We start from the raw sequence: 18,283 nt of genomic DNA, 5'->3' as shown, positions 1-18,283 counted from the left end.
CGGCGCGCGCCTCAGCCCGGGGTGATGCCGGCCTCGCGGATCAGCCTGCCCCATTTGTCGATCTCGCCGGCGACGAAGCCGGCGAACTCGGCCTGCGACACGCGGTTCGGCCTGGCGCCCAGCAGCGCCAGACGCTCCACCAGCTCCGGCTCGCCCAGGCTCTCGGCGATGGCGGCGTGCAGCGCGGCGATGATCGGCGCCGGCGTGCCAGCGGGCGCGAACAGCCCGTGCCATTCCAGGCTCCGATAGCCCGGCAGCGTCGCGGCGATGGCGGGCACGCCGGGCAGCTTCTCCACCGGCGCCTCGCCGCCATGGGCGATGACGCGCAGATTTTCCTGGCCGTGCAGCGGCAGGGCGGAGGTGGCGGTGGAGACGATCATGGCGATGCGCCCGGCCCGCAGGTCATTCTGCGCCGCCGGCGTGTCGCGATAGGGCACATGGGTGATCTCGGTGCCCGCCATGCGGTTGAACAGCTCCAGCCCCAGATGCTGGGAGGAGCCGGTGCCGGTGCTGGCGCAGGTCAGCTCGCCCGGGCGCTGCTTCGCCAGCGCCACCAGCTCGGCCACGTCCTTCGCCGGGCAGGCGGGGCCCAGCAGCAGCACATTCGGCACGGTGACGATGCCGGAGACGGCGACGAAATCCTTGCGCGCATCATAGGGCAGGCGCGGCAGCAGGCCGGGATTGATGGAGAAGCCGCTGGCATCGTCGAGCAGCGTGTAGCCATCGGGCTTCGCCTGCGCGACGGCATTGGCGGCGATGCTGCCGCCGGCGCCGGCGCGGTTCTCGATCACCAGGCTCTGGCCCAGCCGCGTGCCGACGCGGGCGAAGACCAGCCGTGCCACGGTGTCCACCGCGCCGCCGGCGCCATAGCTGACGATGATGCGCACCGGCCGCGCCGGCCAGCTCTCCTGCGCCCGCGAGGGCAGCGGCAGCAGCCCCGCCGCCGCCGCCGCGCCCAGCAGGCCGCGGCGCCCGATGCGCCCCAGGGCGCCGGCCTCCATCCTGTTCATTCCCGTTTCCTTCCCTCTCTCGCCGCGCGGTCTCAGGCGCCGCCGCGGATGATGCCCTGCGCGGCCAGCCGCGCATAAGCTGCCTCGCCCAGCGCCGGGCGCAGGATGTCCTCATTGTGCTCGCCGAGCTTCGGCGCCGGCCGCGCCAGGATGCCGGGCGTCGCGGAAAGCCGCGTCACCATGCCATGCATCGGCACATAGCCATCCGGCATGTCGTCATCCGGCACCTCGATCAGCGCCTCGCGCGCCGCGACATACTCGTCCTGCAGCAGGTCGGCGGCGTCCATGATCGGGCCGATGGTGACGCCGGCGGCGTCGAAATGCGCCAGCACCTCGCGCTTGTCGCGCGCGCCGATGAAGCCGCCGATGATCGCGTCCAGCTCCTGCCAGTGCTGCAGCCGGTCCGGATTGGTGCGGAAGCGCGGATCCTCGATCAGCTCGGGCCGGCCGATGCTGCGCAGCAGCTTCTCCGTCATGCCCTGGGTGGAGGAGGAGAGGCAGACCCAGCCGCCATCGCGGCAGCGATAGGCGTTGCGCGGCGCGGTGTTGGTGCTGCGGCTGCCGGTGCGCTGCTTCACCTTGCCGGTCAGGCGGTAATTCGCCGCCTGCGGGTCCATCACCGCCAGCATCGGATCGATCAGCGACAGGTCGATCACCTGGCCCTGGCCGGTGCGCTCGGCATGGCGCAGCGCGATCATGGCGGTGCTGGCGCCGTAGAGGCCGGCATAGCAATCACCCATGAACATCGGCGGCAGCACCGGCTCGCGATCGGCGAAGCCGTTGACGGCGGCGAAGCCGGAATAGCCTTCCACCAGCGTGCCGAAGCCGGGCTTGTGGCGATACGGCCCGTCCTGCCCCCAGCCGCTGATGCGCACGATCACCAGCGCCGGGTTGATCGCCAGCAGCGCCTCGGGCGAGAGCCCCATCGCCTCCAGCACGCCGGGGCGGAAGCTCTCGGTCAGCATGGCCGCCTCGCGCACCAGGGCGCGCACCACGCCCTGGCCTTCTTCGGAGCGCAGGTCGAGGCAGATGCTCTTCTTGTTGCGGCACCAGCTCTTCCAGGAGGTCTCGACGCCGCGCACCTTCCAGGCGCGCAGCGTGTCGCCCTCCGGCGGCTCGACCTTCACCACCTCGGCGCCATGGTCGGCCAGCACCATGCTCAGCGTGTTGCCGGCGACCAGCCGGGCGAGGTCGAGCACCCGCACCCCGTCCAGCGCGCCGCGCGCCTCCGGGTCGAAGCGCTTGCGGGCCAGGCGGGGGGGCGTCGCGGTGGTGTCGGTCATGCTCAGTCGATCCGGATCTGCGCGGTCTCGGCCACCTGGCGCCAGCGCGCCACGTCCTGCCGCAGGAAGGCGTCGAACTCGCCGGGCGGGCGCGTCGCGGGGGTGGCACCCTCGCTGCGCAGATATTGCGCCAGCCGCCCCTCGCCCAGCGCCTCATTCGCCGCCTCGTTCAGCCGGCGGAGGATCTCGGGCGGGGTGCCGCGGCGGGCCAGCAGCCCCCACCAGATCTCGGCGCTGTAGTCGAGGCCGCTCTCCTTCGGCGTCGGCGCCGCGGGACCGCTCTCCGGCCGCGCCTCCGAGGTCCAGCCCAGCACCTTCACGGCGTTCTCGCGCACCAGCCCGGCGGCAGAGGGCACGGTGGTGAAGAGCAGCTGGATGGTGCCGGCGACCAGGTCGGTCGTGGCCGGCCCCATGCCGCGATAGGGGATGTGCACCAGCTGCAGCCCGCCCGCGCGCTGCGCGAACAGCTCGGCCGAAAGCTGGTTGATGCTGCCGGGGCCGGCCGAGCCGTAATCCACCTTGCCCGGATTGGCGCGGATATAGGCGGCCGCCTCGGCCAGGGTGCTGGCCGGGAAATCCTTGTTGGCCAGCACCAGCAGCGGCGCCGTGGCGCAGAGCGCGACGCCCTCGAAATCGCCGGTCGCGTCATAGGGGGTGCGCTGCGTCGCCGCGCTGGTGGCGAAGGTCGAGGAGGTGACCAGCAGCGTGTAGCCATCGGCGGGGGAGCGCGCCACCTCGGCCGAGCCCAGCGTGCTGCCGGCGCCGGGGCGGTTCTCGACCACGAAGGGCTGGCCCAGGCGGCGCTGGAAATGCTCGGCCAGCGGCCGCGCCACGGCATCGTTCGAGCCGCCCGGGGTGAAGGGCACGATCACCCGCACGGTGCGCGACGGCCAGGCGCCCTGGGCCAGGGCCGGGCGGGCCAGGCCCGGCAGCAGGGCGGGCAGCAGCGGGGCCGCCAGCGCGCCTTGCAGCAGGCGCCGGCGGCGGAGCGGAAGCGGTTCGGTCATGTCCTGGGTTCCTCCACGGCGCCGTCTCGCGCGGCGTCCGGTTCAGTTGCGGGGGTTGGCGGGCGCGGCGGCGCCGGCGGGGGCGAGGCCGAGGCGCTCGGCCAGCGCCATCAGGGCGCGGGCGCTCTCGACGAAGGGCGCGTCGACCATCTGGCCATCGACGGTGTAGGCGCCGACGCCCTCCGCCTCGGCCGTCGCGGCGGCGGCCAGCACCCGCGCGGCATGGGCGATCTGCCGCTGCGTCGGCTGGAAGGCGGCGTTCACCACGGCGATCTGGCTCGGATGGATGCAGGATTTCCCGGCGAAGCCGAGGCGCCGCGCGGCCTCCGCCTCGGCCCGGCAGCGCTCCGGCGCGGCGATATCGGCCAGCGCGCCGTCGAAGGCCGGGATGCGCGCCTCGGCCGCGGCCAGCCGCACCTGCAGCCGTACCTGCTGCAGCGCCACCTCCTCGTCGCGGGCGATGGCGAAGGGCTCGAACAGATCGCCATAGCCGATCTGCAGCCCGGCCACGCGCGGATGCGCCGTCGCGATCTCGCCGGCCAGGCGCAGGCCGCGCGGCGTCTCGATATTGGCCAGGATGGCGCAGGCGGCGTGGCCGCCTGCCCGCTCGGCGCCCTCGATGGCGGCGATGGCATCGCGCAGCCCGGCCGCATCCTCGACCATGGGCAGGTTGATGGCGTCCAGCCCGGCGCCGAGGATGGCGGCGATATCCGCCTCGAAATGGGGCGTGCCCGGGGCGTTGACGCGCACGATGGCCAGCTTGCCGCCCGGCGGCGCCGCGCGCAGCGCCGCGGCCACCGCCGCGCGTGCCTCGGCCTTGCGCGCGGGGGCCACCGAATCCTCCAGATCATAGCTCAGCGCATCGGCGGCCGAGGCCTGGCCCTTGGTGAAGAGCTCCGGCCGCGAGCCGGGCAGGAACAGCTTGCTGCGCATGGCGATGAGCGGGGCGAGGGTCATGGCGTGCGGGTCCCGTCGGCGAAGCCGTAGAGCGCGGCGGCATTGTCGGAGAGGATGCGGGCGGCGGCCGGCGCGCCCGCCCATTCGGCCAGCAGGCCGAGCAGCGTGGCGGCGTCGGGCTTGTGGCGCTCGGTCACATGCGGCCAGTCGCTGCCCCAGACCAGGCGCTCCGGCGCCTCGGCCAGAAAGGCGCGGGCGATGGCGCCGGCGGCGTCCCAGGGCGGGCCGGCGGGGTCGACCAGATAGGCGCCGGAGAGCTTCACCCAGGCGCGGCCGCGCTGCAGCAGCCGCGCCACCACGGCGAAGGCGGGATGCGCCGCGCCCGGCCCCGCCCCCTGCCCCGCCGGCAGCCGCGCCATATGGTCGAACACCATCGGGCAGGGCAGCGCCTCGAGGATCGGCGCGGCGTCCAGGATCTGGTCGGCGGTCAGGTGCAGCTGGGCGTGCCAGCCCAGCGGCGCGATGCGCGCGGCCAGCGGCGCCAGCATCTCCAGGCTGGTCTGGCTGTCGGCCGGGTTCCACAGGCTGAAGCGCAGGCCGCGCACCCCGCCCTCATCCAGCCGGCGCAGCGCGGCATCGCCGATGTCGGGCGTCGCCACGGCGATGCCGCGCCCATCCGGCCCGAGCGCGGCCAGGGCCTCCAGCAGGCAGGCCGGATCGAAGCCGTGATGCTTGGCCTGCACCAGCACGGCGCGCGAGAGGCCCAGGCGGCGCTGCACCGCCCGGTAATCGGCCAGCCTCGCGCCCGGCGGCGTCGGGCCGGCGGCGGGGAAGCGCGCATCCAGGATGTGCAGATGCGCGTCGCAGGCGCCTTCGGGCACGAAGGACAGATCGGGCATGGCGGGTCGGTCGGGTCCTGGCGTTTCCGGGCCGGCCGCTGGACGCGGCCTTGTTGCTGTCCGGCACTCTGGCGCAGGCGCGGACGCAAGTATAATGCATTAATGGCATCGATTGATGAGGCATGCGCATGCACCTGCCGATGGACGACATCCAGGCCTTCGTCATGGTGGCGGAGCTCGGCAGCTTCAGCCGCGCGGCGGAGCGGCTCGGCCTCACCCAGACCGGCCTGACCCGCCGCATCCAGCGGCTGGAGGCCTATGTCGGCCTGGCGCTGCTCGACCGCACCACCCGCCGCACCGGGCTGACCGCCGCGGGGCGCGACTTCCTGCCGCTGGCGCGCCGGGTGGTGGAGGATCTGACGCATGGGCTGCAGCGGCTGCGCACCACCTCCCGCCTCGCGGCCGGCGATGTCACCCTGGCGACCATGCCGGCCGTCGCCTATGAGCGGCTGCCGCTGCTGCTGGCCGAGTATGCGCGGCGCCACCCCGGCAACCGGGTGATGCTGCTGGAACGCTCCGGCAGCGCGGTGACCGAGGCGGTGCGCGGCGGCGCCGCCGAATTCGGCATCCACATCATGCAGGCCCCCCAGGCGGAGCTGGAGGAGGATCTGCTCTCCACCGACAGGCTGGTGCTGGTCTGCCACCCCTCGCACGCGCTGGCCGACAGGGAGAGCCTGCGCTGGGCGGAGCTGGCGGGGGAGGATCTGATCACGCTGGGCGGCAGCAGCGGCAACCGCACGGCGGTGGAGCAGCAGCTCCGGGCCTCCGGCCTGCCGCTGCGCGGCCGCTTCGTGGTGGAGAACACGCCGAGCGCCATGGCGCTGGCGGCCACCGGCATCGGCGTCGCCATCCTGCCCTCGGCGGCGCAGCGCGGCCGGCTGCTCTCCGGCCTGGTCGAGGTGCCGCTGGTCGAGCCGGCGCTGCGCCGGTCCCTGGCGCTGGTCCGGCGGCGGGGGGAGGCGCTGGCGCCGGCCGCGGCGGCGCTCTACCGCATGATCCTGGACAGCCGGGCGCTGGACAGCCGCGCCATGGAGGGCAGCGCCCCGGCCTGACCGTGCCGGACCGCGACGCCCTGGGCTGGGCGCCCTGGAGGGCCGAGCGTCCTCGGCGGCTGGGCGCCGGGGCGGCACGGCCAAGGCGGCCTCACGCCCGCGCCAGGATCCCGCTTTCCCTCTGGCAGGGCGGGCGGCAAACTGTTACCTCGCCTTCATCATGCTGGAAGACTGGATCTCGGCGCTCGACGCCTGGGTACGCCTCAACGCTGCCTGGGCGGCGCCGGTGACCTTCCTGATCGCCTTCCTGGAATCCTTTCCGGTGGTCAGCATCCTGGTGCCCTCGACGGCGCTGCTGCTGGGCATCGGGGCGATGCTCGGCGCCGGCATGATCGACCCGCTGCCGGTGCTGCTGGGCTGCGTGCTGGGCGGCATCCTGGGCGATGCCGCCGGCTACTGGCTGGCCCGCGCCGTCGGCCCCGCCCGGGTGCGGCGCTGGCTGCCGGCCTCCTGCCGCCGGGTCTATGCCTGGTCGGTCGTGGTGTTCCGCCGCTGGGGCTGGTGGGCGGTGTTCCTTGGCCGCTTCATCGGGCCGATGCGCGCCGTCACCCCGCTGGCCGCCGGCATCACCGGCATGCGCAACCTGCCCTTCCAGAGCGCCAACATCCTCTCCGCCCTGGTCTGGGCGCCGCTGATGCTGATGCCGGGCAGCCTGGGCGGCTGGCTGGCGCGGCAGATCGGCCCCGATCCCAGCCCGCTGACGCTGGCGGCGCTGGCCGGCGGCGCGCTGCTGCTGTGGTTCGGCTGGCAGCGCCTCCGCGCCCCGCTCTCCGAGGCGATGGCCGCCTGGCTGCCGCGCCGCTGACATGACGGACCCTCTCCCAGCAGGCAGGCGGCCCCGCCGGCTCCTGCCGGCCACCCCCCCTCTCCTGACTGGAGCCTGAACGACGATGGAATGGATCGCCGACCCGACCGCCTGGCTGGGCCTCGGGACGCTGATCGTGCTCGAGCTGGTGCTCGGCATCGACAATCTGATCTTCATTGCCATCCTCGCCGACAAGCTGCCGCCCGAGCAGCGCAACAAGGCCCGCATCATCGGCCTGTCGCTGGCGCTGATCATGCGCCTCGGCCTGCTCGCCGGCATTTCCTGGATCGTCGGGCTGACCGCGCCGCTCTTCAGCTTCGCCGGCGTCACCGTCACCGGGCGCGGGCTGATCCTGGTGCTGGGCGGGCTGTTCCTGCTGTTCAAGGCGACCACCGAGCTGCATGAGCGGCTGGAGGGCGACCACGGCGCCAAGGAAGGCCCGAAGGTCTGGGCCAGCTTCTGGCAGGTCGTCGCGCAGATCGTCGTGCTGGACGCCGTCTTCTCGCTCGACAGCGTGATCACCGCGGTCGGCATGGTGCAGCACCTGACCATCATGTACATCGCCGTCATCATCGCCATCGCGGTGATGATCGCGGCCAGCCGCCCGCTGATGCGCTTCGTCACCGCGCATCCGACGGTGGTGATCCTCTGCCTCGGCTTCCTGCTGATGATCGGCTTCAGCCTGATCGCGGAGGGCCTCGGCTTCCACATCCCGAAGGGCTATCTCTACGCCGCCATCGGCTTCTCGGTGCTGATCGAGGCCTTCAACCAGCTGGCCCGGCGCGGCCATGCGCGCCGCCTGCGCAGCGGCGACCTGCGCGAGCGCACCGCGCTCGCGGTGCTGCGCATGCTGGGCGGTGGCCGTGGCGGGGAGGCGCAGCACGCCGCCCCCGGCGAGGACGCGCCGCAGCCCGAGGCGGTGTTCCGCCCCGAGGAGCGCTCCATGGTCCAGGGCGTCATGGCGCTGGCCGAGCGCCCGGTGCGCTCGATCATGACGCCGCGCAACGGGGTGGTCTGGCTGGACACCGCCGCCAGCCCCGAGGAGCATCGCCGCATCATCCTGGAGACCGGGCATTCGCGCTTCCTGCTGGCGCGCGGCCGCATCGAGGACCTGGCCGGCGTGGCGCTGGCCAAGGATCTGCTGCGCGACCTGATCGAGCGCGGCGCCATCGACATGGCGCGCTCGGTCCGCCCGCCGCTGCTGGTGCATGACCGGATGGACGTGCTGCGGCTGATGGAGAAGCTGCGCGGCTCCCCGGTGCAGATGGCGGTGGTGCTGGACGAATACGGCACGCTGGAGGGCATCGCGACGCCCACCGACATCTTCGAGGCGATCGCCGGCGAATTCCCCGAGGGCGGCGAGACCGGCCCGCGGCTGGAGCCGGAGGGCGAGGGCGTCTGGCTGGTGGACGCCAATTTCGACGTGCACGGGCTGGACCAGCAGCTGGACACGCGGCTGGCCGAGGCGGCCGGCGAATATTCCACCGTGGTCGGGCTGATGATGGACCGGCTCGGCCGGCTGCCCGAGGAGGGCGACCGGGTGGAGGTCGGCGGGCTGGTGCTCGAGGTCGCCTCGATGCAGGGCTTCCGCCCGGCGCGGCTGCGGCTGCGCCCGGCGCCGCCCGCCGGCCCCGAGCCGGGCTGACGCGCCGCACGGCCGCCCGGCGGGCGGCCGGACCGAAAGAAGATCAGGCCGCCCGGGCGGCGGCCAGGAAGGCCTCGGCGCGCTGGCGCAGCTGGCCGGTGCGGCCGGACAGGCCCGAGGCCGCCTCATGCAGCCCGCCAAAGGCCGCGCCCATCTCCGCCAGGCGCTGCCGCGTGCCGCCGGCCTGGGCGCTGGCCTCCTGCGCCTGCGCCGCGGCATGCGCCACATCGCCGGCGATGCCGCTGGTGGCGGCCGATTGCAGCGCCGCCGCCTCGGCCACCCGCGCCGCCATGCCGTCCAGCCCCAGCACCGCCTCGGCGATCTCGCCCATGGCGCGCGCCGCCGCCTCGGTGCCGCGCTGCATGCCGGCGACCTGGGTGGCGATGCGCTCGGTGGCGCCGGCGGTCTGCTGCGCCAGCGCCTTCACCTCGCCCGCCACCACGGCGAAGCCGCGCCCGGCCTCCCCGGCCCGCGCTGCCTCGATGGTCGCGTTCAGCGCCAGCAGGTTGGTCTGCCGCGCGATCGCCTCGACCAGCCCCAGCACCTCGGTCACCTGCGCGGCGCTGCCGGCCAGGTCGCGCACCTGCCGCTCGGTGGCGCGCGCCTGGGCGGCGGCGCGGCCGGCGGCGGCGGCGCTGTCGGCCACCTGGCGCGACACCCCGGCGATCGAGCCCGCCAGCGCCTCGGCCGCCGCGGTCACCGCGCCGATATGGTGGCTGGCGCCCTGGCTGGCCTGCGCCGCCGCCCCGGCCGCCGCGGCGCCGCGCCCGGCGCTGCCGGCCATCTCGGCGGTGGTGGCGTCCAGCCGCGCGGCGGCCGAGGCCACCTCCTGCAGCCCCTGCGCCAGCTCCGCCTCGAACGCGCTGAGCAGCGCCTCCAGCCGCGCCGCGCGGCGGCTGCGCGCCGCCTGCTGCTCGGCCATCTCGGCGGCCAGGCGCCGCGCCTCGCGCGCCTCGCCGCGCAGCAGCCGCAGCGCGGCGGCCATGCCGGCGATCTCGTCGCGCGTCGCGGCGCGCGCCGGGGCGCCATCGCCCGGCAGGGCGGTGTCCAGCTCGCCACGGGCCAGGGCGGCGACCGCCCCGGTCAGCGCCCGCAGCGGCCGCGCCACGCCCAGCACCAGGCTCGCCGCCGCGGCGGCAGCGAGCAGCAGCGCCAGCAGCACCGCGCCGCCGGCCAGCAGCAGCCGCCGCCCGGCGGCCTCGGCATCGCGGCGGGCGGCCTGCCCCGCCTCCGCCAGCGCCGCGTCGCGCGGCGGCAGGGCGGCTTGCAGCGCCGGCCCGGCCCAGTCGCGATAGGCGGCATAGGTCATCGGCGCCGGCAGCCCGTCCCGCGCCGCCGCCACCAGCTCGGCAAACAGCGGCTCGGCCTCGCGCATCAGCCCCTGCGCCAGCCCCTCGGCGGCGTCGCGCAGCGCCGCATTCTCCAGCAGCGCCGCCTGCGCCTGCAGCCGCGACCAGGCCTCGGCCACCCTTCCGCCCAGCGCGGTGGCGGCGATCGCCCCGTCATAGCCCATGGCGCCGCCGGCGATGCCGAGGGAGAGCATCATCGCCCGCTCGCTCATCCGCTCGAACAGCGCCTGCGCCTCCTCGGCGAGCGCCAGGGCGCCGGCGGCCTCGCCGCCCACGGCGCGGGCGCCCAGCAGCGCCTGCCGCCGCAGCGGCGCCAGGCTGGCCGACAGCGCCTCGGCCAGGGCGCCGGCCTGCGCGCGGTCGCGCTCGTCGCGCGGCAGCGCCGCCGCCTGCCACAGCGCCGGGCGCAGCGCCGCCAGCGCCTCGCCGGCCGGGATGCCCTCCAGCGCTGCCTGGCTGCGCGCGGCGCGCTGCCGCAGCAGGGCCAGCCCGGCCTCCTCCGCCGCGCGCGGCGCGGCGATGGCCAGATCGGTCAGCGCCGCCGCCTCCTCCACCACCGCCTGGCGCGCCATGGCCAGCCGCGCCTGCCGCGCCGCGGCGCGCTCCGCCGCCTCGGCGCCGCGCAGCTCGGCCAGGGCGCCGGCGGTCAGCCAGGCGGCCAGCGCCAGGGTCAGCCCGCCGATCAGCAGCAGCGCGGCGAGAAGACGGTTGCGGATGCTCATGCGCGGCCTCTCTCCCGGGAAAGCGGGCGCGCCTTAGCAGCCGGATGTTAACCCGGCAGGGAGGGTCCCATGGCGGTGGCGTGAAGCTTCGGTGACGCTCTCAGCCGGCGCTGGCCGCCAGGATGCCGCGCACCGCGCCCTGCCAGGCCGCCCAGGCGGCATCCGCCCGCGCGCCGGCCCGCTCCACCGCCTGGCTGGCGCGGTTCAGCGCCTGGCGCGCCTCCTCCCGCGCCGCGCCGCTGCGATCCTCGACCGCCGCGCGGGCACGGCCCAGCGCCGCCTCGGCCGCCGCATGGGCGCGCCATTCGGTCTCGAAGGCCTCCAGCAGCCGGCGCGCCTCGGTCATCTGCTCGACCAGCGCCGCGAAGGCCTCGCGGCCCTCGGCCTCGGGCGGCAGGCGCTGCAGCATCTCGCGCAGCGTCTCCAGCGTGCCGGGTCCGCCGGGCAGGCGGCGCACCGAGGGCTGCTGCTCCAGCCGGCGCCATTCCAGCAGCAGCGGGTCGCCAAGGCCGGGATCCCAGAGCGGCACGCTCTGCTGCACCTCGCGCTCGAAGGGCAGGCGCAGCTCGGTCCTCTGCCCGTTCAGCGCCACGCTGTGGCGCAGGCCGAAGGCGCCCTCCGCCGCCACCTCGAAGCGCGGCTCGGCGCCGCTGCGGCGCGGCAGGTCGATCAGCAGCCGGCCGCGGGCGCCGCGCGGATCGATGGTGAAGGCCACCTCCTCCCGCCGCACCGTCTGCAGCGTGACCCGCCCCGGGCGCAGCGCCACGGCGCGGATGCGCGTCTCGCTGCTCTCGGCGCTGCTGATCTCGACATCGCGGTCGCGGCCGAAGCCGACCAGCCGCTCCTCGCCCGGCGGCAGGGCGCGCAGCTCGGCATCGCCCAGCCAGTTGCCGTCGCCGCCGAACACGGTGACGATGCCGTCCGGCAGCGTCTGCCCGCCGCGATTGCTCAGCAGCGCCGCCTGCAGCGGGTGCCGCGCCTGGCGGTCCTGCACCCACCAGACCCGCTCGGCGGGCAGGCCGGCATCCAGGAAGGGCAGGTTGGCGGTGCTGCCGGCCGGCAGCGTCACCGGCTCCGGCAGGGTGTAGGTGATGCGGCCGGGCGAGGCCTCGGCCAGGGCCGCGGCGGCCGCGGCGGCGATCGGCGCCTGGGCCAGATCGGCCGCGCGGGCACGGCCGCGCTGCAGCTCGGCGGCCGGGGCCGGCGCCGCCGGGGCCGGCATCACCGGCATCGGCGGCGGCGGCGGGCGGGCGCCGGTGTCGGCGGTAACGCCGAGCTGTTCGGCCAGCCGCAGCGGCAATTCCTCGCGCGGCACCTCGACCGGCGTGTAGAGCGACTGGCGCAGCCCGGCCGCGGCGCCGGAGACCAGGGTCAGGCGCACCCCGTTCCAGTCGGCGCCGGACAGGTTCTCGACCACCGCCCAGCCCTGCAGCCGTGCCTCGCCGGCGCCGCCCGCCTGCGGCAGCACCAGCCGCCAGGAGGGTTTCCAGACCGGGGCGGAGACCAGGCTGGTCAGGCTGACCTCGCGCGCCCGCTCGCCGCGCAGCACCACCTCGACCAGACGCTCCTCGTCGCGCTGCGCCGTGGCCAGCGCCTCGGCGGCGCGGGCGATGCGCGCGGCGAGGCCGGCATCCTGCAGCTTCGCCTCCTCGCCCTCGCCCAGCACCACGCTGGCCAGGCCGGTCGGCGTGAGCAGCGCCAGACGCAGCCCGCCCTCCACCTCCGCCGCCTCGGCGATGCGGCCCTGCACGCCCTTGGCCTCCACCGCCTGGCCGCGCAGCGCGTTCAGCAGCGTCGCCCGGCTGGCGAAATCGGCGGGGCGCAGCGGCAGGCCGCGAAACGCCTCGCCGGCCAGGTCGGCGGCCGGCAGCCGCACGCTTTCCACCCGCCCGGCCGGGTCGCGCACCACCAGGCTCTTCAGCACGTCATCCACGGCGGAGAGCGGCACCCGGAAGCGGGCGACGCCATCGGCCGGCAGCTCGCCCCGCCGCTCCACCTGCATCAGCCCGCCCGAGGACATCACCACCGCGCTGACCGGCAGCTCCTGCCCCAGCGCCGAGAGCGGCAGGGCGATCATCGTCATCAGCAGGGTCAGGCGGCGCATATCCGGTGTCTCCGCGACAGGGTCGCGGCCAGTAACGGAAAGCGGGCGAAGGCGGTCAATCCGGGGCGGGGACACGGGTTGGAGAGACAGAGACACAAAACAGTCCGGGGGAATGAATTCCCCCGGGCCCCCTTCTTTTTTTTGCCAGGGCCGGGCGCCGCTGGCGCCCGGCGGCCGCCTCAGAGGAAACGCACCTGGCCGGTGGCCAGATCGTAGACGCCGCCGGCCACGCGCAGCTGGCCGGCGGCCACCATCTCCGGCAGCACCGGGCCGGATTGCAGCAGGCGCAGGACATTGTACCGGACATTGGCGGCCACCGCGTCACCCTGCTCCAGCGCCGGGGCGATGCCGGGCTTCAGCGCCTCCACCAGCTCGCCAATATGGCCCGGCAGCGCCTGGGGCTGCCGCAGCGCGGCCACCGTGGCATCCACCGCGCCGCAGCTGCTATGGCCCAGCACCAGGATCACCTTGGTGCCCAGCACCCTGGCGCCATATTCCAGGCTGCCCAGCCCCTCCCGCGTGACGAAATTGCCGGCCACCCGCACCACGAAGAGGTCGCCCGGATCCTGGTCGAAGGCCAGCTCCGGCGCCACGCGGGAATCCGCGCAGCCCAGCACCGCCGCGAAGGGCGACTGGCCCGCCGCCAGCGCCGCGCGCCGCGCCGAGAAATCCCGCTGCCGCGGCGCATTGGCGGCATAGCGCGCATTGCCCTCGCGCAGCCGCTGCAAGGCCGCTTCCGGTGTCGTGGGCGATGGCTCGCTGTCCGGCTGCGCCAGCGCCGGCAGCGCCGCCGCCAGCCCCGCCGCCAGCGCGCCCCCCATCAGCCCGCGCCGCGCCACGCCGCCATCGCAGATCCCGCACATCCTCTTCGCCTCCCGCTGCGCGGGGGCACCGGCCACCCGCATCCGGCGGCATGCTCAGCGCGGGGCGGGCAGCGGAGAAGTCCAAACCCTGCATGCATCCGCCTCCCGCGCGGCGCGCTGCGCGGCCTCGGCCAGCCAGTCCAGCTCGGCGCGGAACCAGGCGGCGAACTCCCCGCGCAGCGCGGGGGAGAGCCGCACCAGCCGCCGCGCCGCGTCATGCCGCAACAGCCCCTCCCGCTCCGCCCCGTTCAGCACATTGCGCACATGCGAGCGCGAGACGCCGATCGCCCCGGCGATGTCCTGGGCCGAGCCCTGCAGCCAGATGTCTTCCGGCTGACCGGCCAGCCGCGGAGCGGCATCCAGGCTGAGCCGCGCCGCCGCATCCAGCCCGAGCAGCCGCAGCGCGATGCGGTCCCCGGCATCATGGCGGTGGAACCAGGCCCAGGGCGGATGCGCCTCCACCCGCGCCAGCGCGCCATCCAGCCCGGTGCGCGAGGCGCGCAGCAGCGCGGCGTAGAAGGCGGGATCGGTGGAAAGCCGCGCCTCCCATTCCGGCGGCACCAGGCCGAGCAGCGCGGCGCAGCGCAGCTGCCCCTCCAGCCAGCGGCACAGCCCCTCCAGCAGGCGCGGCTGCGGCACCAGGCGGCGCTGGCGGCTGTCCAGCGGGTCGGGCAGCTGCGCCACCATGCGCAGGCCCCGCAGCAGCGCCAGGAAGCCGGCGACGCTGCGCGCATGCCCCATCGCCTGCTGCAGCCGCGTCAGCGTGGGCGGCGGGCCGAGCCCGGCCAGCGCCTCGAAATGCATGACGATGAGCTGCCCGGCGGTGAGCGAGGCGACCGGCCGGCCGAAGGCCTTGCTGATCAACCGCTCCGCCCAGTGGATGCGGCGATTATGCTCGGCATGGTGGCAGATGGCGGCGAGCAGCGCGGCCTCCGCCGAGACGGCGCGCGGCGTGGCCAGGCGGAGATCGGCCTCCGGCATGCATCCCGCCCCTCCCCGGCGGCGGGCCCAGCAAAGCAGAGCCGGGCCCGCGGGGAAGCGGTGGCGGCGGCCGACGGGCTCCGCGCCGCCGAATGTGAAGCGTGGCGCTTCAGGCCGGGAAGGCCAGCGGCGGCCCGGCGGCGGGGTTGGGCAGCATGGCGAAGGGCACGCCATAGATGCCCTGCAGCGTCTCCGCCCGCATCATCTCTGCCGCCGCGCCGCGCGCGATCAGCCGGCCGGAATGCAGCGCGACGATCTCGTCGCAATAGCGCGCCGCCATGTTGACGTCGTGCAGCACCAGGATGGTGCCGATGCGCCGCTCGCGGCTCAGCCGCTGCACCAGCGCCAGCACCTCCACCTGATGCGCGATGTCGAGCGCCGAGATCGGCTCGTCCAGCAGCAGGCAGCGCGCATCCTGCGCCACCAGCATGGCGAGCCAGGCGCGCTGCCGCTCGCCGCCCGAGAGGGTGTCGACCTGGCGGTCGGCGAAGCCCTCCACCTCGGTCGCCGCCATGGCGGCGGCAACGCGCGCGCGGTCCTCGGCGCCGAAGCGGCCCAGCGCGCCATGCCAGGGATAGCGGCCGAGCGCCACCAGCTCCCGCACCAGCAGCCCGGGTGCCGCGGCGGTGCTCTGCGGCAGATAGGCGATGCGCCGCGCCAGCTCCCGCCCGCCCCATTCGGCGAGCGGCCTGCCGCCGAAGCGGATGCGGCCCTGGCTCGGCGCCAGCTGCCGCGCCAGCAGCTTCAGCAGCGTCGACTTGCCGGAGCCATTATGCCCGATCAGCCCGATGATGCGCCCGGGCGCCAGCTCCAGGCTCAGCGGCTGCAGCAGCCAGCGCTGCTCGACGCGGAAACCCGCCTCCTCCAGGCTGAACAGCGTCTCGTCCTCTTGCATGGGCGGGCTTCCGGGCAGGGGTGTCGGCATCATGGCGCGGCCGGGTGGGAAGGCGTCAGATCGGTGCCGGCCATCTCCACCAGCCGGCCGCGATCCAGGCGCAGCAGACGGTCGGCCAGGTGGAAGTAGCGGTCGTCATGCGAGATGACGAGCACACCATGCCCGGCGGCGCGCAGCTCGGGCAGGAACTCGGTGTAGAAGATGCGGCGGAAGGCCGGGTCCTGGTCGGCCGCCCATTCGTCGAACACCAGGAAGGGCCGCCGCTCCAGCCAGGCCTGCAGCAGGGCCAGCCGCTTGCGCTGGCCGGTGGACAGGTCGGTCGTGGTCAGCTGCCCGTCGCGCACCGCCACCTTGTGCGACAGCTCCAGCCGCTGCAGGTGGCGCCGCAGCTCCGCCTCACGCGCCGCATCATCGGGCCGCGCGCCCTCGCCCGAGGCCAGCTCCTCGAACAGGTGGTAGTCGGCGAAGACGGTGGAGAAGAGCTGGCGATAGCCATCGCGCTCCGCCTCGCCCAGCGCCTGGCCATCGACCAGCAGCGCGCCCTCGCGCGGCGCGTAGAGGCCGAGCAGCAGCTTGATCAGCGTCGTCTTGCCGGCACCGTTCTCGCCCACCAAGAACAGGATCTCGCCGCGCCGCAGCGTCAGATCGACGGGGCCGAGGCGGAAGGGCTCCGCCCCCTCGGCGGCCGGGAATTCATAGGTGACGCCGCTGAGCGCGATGCGCTGCGGCGCCGGCGCGGCGCTGGCGGGCGGCGCCAGCATCAGCCCGGGCTCGCGCGCCGCGAAGCGGCGGGAGAGGTCGGCGATGCGGCGGAACGCCACCTGGGCGCGGCCCACCGCCGGCAGGGTCTGCAGCAGCTGCTCCAGCGGGCCCTTGATGAACAGCAGCACCAGCACGAAGCCGGTCAGCGTCTCCGGCGCCAGGCCCGGCTGCGCCAGGGCCGCAGCCAGCACGATGCCGATCACCAGGAAATGCAGCGCCGAGCCCAGCGCATTGGCCAGCACGAAGACCCGGATGGCGCGCGCATTGATGGCGGTGATGGCGTCGATGGTGGCGCCGATGCGGCCCTCGAACACGGCGCGGCGGCGGGCGCGGCTCAGCCGCAGCTCCTTGGCGCCGGAGGCGATGTCGCGATAGGCCTTGTGCAGATCATCCTCGCGGTCGCGCGCCTCGGTGAAGCCGCGCACACCGCGCAGCCGTGCGAGGAATTGCAGCGCGGTGCCGGCGCCCAGCACCAGCACCACCACGGCGAACATCAGGGGCGACAGCCAGGCGAGATAGGCCAGGCAGCCCAGCAGCACCGCCGCCGCCGCCGACAGCCCGCCGAGCAGGAAGGCGACATCGCTGATCATGTCGACATCCTGCGTCAGCACCGGGATCAGCCGGTGGCTGCGATAGCGCTCCAGCGCGTCGATCGGCGCGCAGAGGATCTTCTCTGCCAGGCTGCGCCGCACCTCCGCCACCAGGCGCTGGCCGACGGCGTTGATGCTGAGATCGGCGATGGCGCGCCCGGCCAGCGCCACCAGGCAGAGCAGCGCGAACAGGCCGAAACGCGCGGCATCCAGCGGCGCCTGGCCGCTCAGCAGCCGGTTGACGATGGCCAGCAGCGCGACGGTGCCGAGGCCGGCCAGGCTGCCGCAGAGCCCGGCGAGCAGCACATGCGGCCAGAAGGGGCGCAGCAGGGCGATCATGGTGTCAGTCCCCCTCATGGCCGCGCCGCCAATAGGCGGCGACACGGAATTCGGGTTTTTCGAGCCCGGCTTCGCGCAGCGCCTCGCGCAACCGCACGGCGCCCTCCTGCTCGCAGGCGGCCCAGACATAGCGGCTGCCATGCTCCGGCCAGGCGATCCCGGCCAGGGCGCCGGGCAGCAGGCTGTGCTGCCCCGGTTCGGCCGGGGCGCGGTGCAGCCAGCGCAGCGTGTAGCCGGGCGGGTGGCCGACCGGGATCTCGTCGGCCGCGCCATCCACCTCGACCACCGCCACGCCGCGGGCCGTGCGCGGCATCGCCTCCAGCAGCCGGGCGATGGCGGGCAGCGCCGTCTCGTCGCCCAGCAGCAGGTGCCAATCGGCCGGCTTCAGCCCGCCGCCGCCGGGGCCGGTGATGCCGCAGCGATCGCCCGGCCGCGCGGCCCCGGCGAAGCGGGCGCCGGGGCTCTCCCCCTGGCCATGCGGGTGCAGCACGAAATCGATCTCGACCAGGCCGCGCGCCGCATCGACGCGGCGGAGGGTGTAGGCGCGCCGCGCCGGGCGGCGCTCCGGCGCCGGCCAGAGCAGCCTGCCATCCGCCGCCTGGCGCGGCCATTGCGGGTCGCGCTCGCCCTCGGGCGGGATGTAGAGCCGCACATGCAGATCCTCGAGCGTGTCGAAACGCGCCAGATCCTCGCCGGCGAGCACCAGCCGGCGCAGGCGGGGGGCGATGTCCTGCACGCCCACCACGCGCAGCTCGCGGAAATCGGCCAGCAGCGCGGCCTGGCCCAGGCCCTGCCAGCCGATCTCGGGCGTCTCGCCCTCGGCGAATTCCACCACATGCTCGGCGATGGCCAGGCAGAGCCGCTCCAACCCGGCGCGGTCGGGCGCGCTGGCGCCGACCTGCAGCGCGCCGGGGCGCACCTCCAGGCTGCCGCTGCCCACCGGCAGCTCGGCCACCAGGGCGTTGCCGCGCCGCTGGAAGACCAGCCCGTGCTCGGCCAGATGCTCGACCAGACGCGCCGCGACGGCATCGGGGTCGCGCAGCCGGATCAGCGCCTCGGCGGTGTGGGTCATGGCGGGGT

General features: G+C 75.1%; 15 protein-coding genes. 3 read left to right on the top strand and 12 right to left on the bottom strand.

Annotated features, from left to right (window positions below; translation table 11 throughout):
• Positions 1-11 precede the first annotated feature (11 nt).
• Genes QE401_RS22010 through QE401_RS21990 form a run of 5 tightly spaced genes read right to left on the bottom strand, consistent with a single transcriptional unit; the run spans position 12 to position 5,096 of the window.
• Complete coding sequence (locus QE401_RS22010) at positions 12-1,010, bottom strand: Bug family tripartite tricarboxylate transporter substrate binding protein (RefSeq protein ID WP_307140346.1); 999 nt, start codon at positions 1,008-1,010, stop codon at positions 12-14.
• 32 nt (positions 1,011-1,042) lie between these two features.
• Entirely contained in the window at positions 1,043-2,293 is a 1,251-nt protein-coding gene (locus QE401_RS22005) for a CaiB/BaiF CoA transferase family protein (protein ID WP_307140345.1), read from the bottom strand.
• A 2-nt stretch (positions 2,294-2,295) separates the two neighbouring features.
• On the bottom strand, positions 2,296-3,300 hold the full coding sequence (locus QE401_RS22000) for a Bug family tripartite tricarboxylate transporter substrate binding protein (RefSeq protein WP_307140344.1): 1,005 nt from the start codon (positions 3,298-3,300) through the stop codon (positions 2,296-2,298).
• 42 nt (positions 3,301-3,342) lie between these two features.
• Complete coding sequence (locus QE401_RS21995) at positions 3,343-4,257, bottom strand: HpcH/HpaI aldolase/citrate lyase family protein (RefSeq protein WP_307140343.1); 915 nt, start codon at positions 4,255-4,257, stop codon at positions 3,343-3,345.
• The gene (locus tag QE401_RS21990; RefSeq protein WP_307140342.1) at positions 4,254-5,096 is read right to left on the bottom strand and encodes an amidohydrolase family protein; all 843 of its coding nucleotides are present in this window, start codon (positions 5,094-5,096) and stop codon (positions 4,254-4,256) included. Before QE401_RS21990 ends, QE401_RS21995 begins: the two co-directional genes overlap by 4 nt.
• Before the next feature lie 122 nt (positions 5,097-5,218).
• On the opposite strand from QE401_RS21990, the gene QE401_RS21985 reads away from it, so the two are divergent.
• From QE401_RS21985 to QE401_RS21975, 3 genes are all read left to right on the top strand, one after another.
• The gene (locus QE401_RS21985) at positions 5,219-6,148 is read left to right on the top strand and encodes a LysR family transcriptional regulator (protein WP_307140341.1); all 930 of its coding nucleotides are present in this window, start codon (positions 5,219-5,221) and stop codon (positions 6,146-6,148) included.
• A 160-nt stretch (positions 6,149-6,308) separates the two neighbouring features.
• Positions 6,309-6,953, top strand: coding sequence for a DedA family protein (locus QE401_RS21980; protein WP_307140340.1), 645 nt, complete (start codon positions 6,309-6,311; stop codon positions 6,951-6,953).
• Positions 6,954-7,038: 85 nt separating this feature from the next.
• Positions 7,039-8,598 (top strand): TerC family protein, encoded by a 1,560-nt coding sequence (locus QE401_RS21975; RefSeq protein ID WP_307140339.1) that lies wholly within the window; start codon positions 7,039-7,041, stop codon positions 8,596-8,598.
• A 43-nt stretch (positions 8,599-8,641) separates the two neighbouring features.
• On the opposite strand, the gene QE401_RS21970 is transcribed toward QE401_RS21975, so the two are convergent.
• The 7 genes from QE401_RS21970 to QE401_RS21940 form a co-directional block, all read right to left on the bottom strand.
• Positions 8,642-10,669 carry a methyl-accepting chemotaxis protein gene (locus QE401_RS21970; protein WP_307140338.1) on the bottom strand — a complete coding sequence of 676 codons (2,028 nt, stop codon included), beginning with the start codon at positions 10,667-10,669 and terminating at the stop codon, positions 8,642-8,644.
• Between the two features lie 100 nt (positions 10,670-10,769).
• Positions 10,770-12,773 (bottom strand): DUF4139 domain-containing protein, encoded by a 2,004-nt coding sequence (locus tag QE401_RS21965; protein WP_307140337.1) that lies wholly within the window; start codon positions 12,771-12,773, stop codon positions 10,770-10,772.
• Positions 12,774-12,952: 179 nt separating this feature from the next.
• Positions 12,953-13,636: a carbonic anhydrase gene (locus QE401_RS21960; protein WP_307140336.1), complete on the bottom strand. Its 684-nt coding sequence runs from the start codon at positions 13,634-13,636 to the stop codon at positions 12,953-12,955.
• A gap of 54 nt (positions 13,637-13,690) precedes the next feature.
• On the bottom strand, positions 13,691-14,617 hold the full coding sequence (locus tag QE401_RS21955; protein WP_307140335.1) for a hypothetical protein: 927 nt from the start codon (positions 14,615-14,617) through the stop codon (positions 13,691-13,693).
• A gap of 109 nt (positions 14,618-14,726) precedes the next feature.
• Positions 14,727-15,512 (bottom strand): ATP-binding cassette domain-containing protein, encoded by a 786-nt coding sequence (locus QE401_RS21950; RefSeq protein WP_307140334.1) that lies wholly within the window; start codon positions 15,510-15,512, stop codon positions 14,727-14,729.
• 29 nt (positions 15,513-15,541) lie between these two features.
• Positions 15,542-17,221, bottom strand: a complete 1,680-nt coding sequence (locus tag QE401_RS21945) for a cyclic peptide export ABC transporter (protein WP_307140333.1) — start codon at positions 17,219-17,221, stop codon at positions 15,542-15,544.
• A complete protein-coding gene (locus QE401_RS21940) occupies positions 17,208-18,275 on the bottom strand; it encodes a siderophore-interacting protein (protein ID WP_307140332.1) in 1,068 nt (355 codons plus the stop codon). Before QE401_RS21940 ends, QE401_RS21945 begins: the two co-directional genes overlap by 14 nt.
• Between the last annotated feature and the right edge of the window lie 8 nt (positions 18,276-18,283).

Origin of the sequence: Pseudoroseomonas cervicalis (genome assembly GCF_030818485.1) — a bacterium.
In the GTDB taxonomy this organism is placed as follows: Bacteria; Pseudomonadota; Alphaproteobacteria; order Acetobacterales; family Acetobacteraceae; genus Pseudoroseomonas; species Pseudoroseomonas cervicalis_A.
This window is presented reverse-complemented; position numbering and strand designations above follow the sequence as displayed.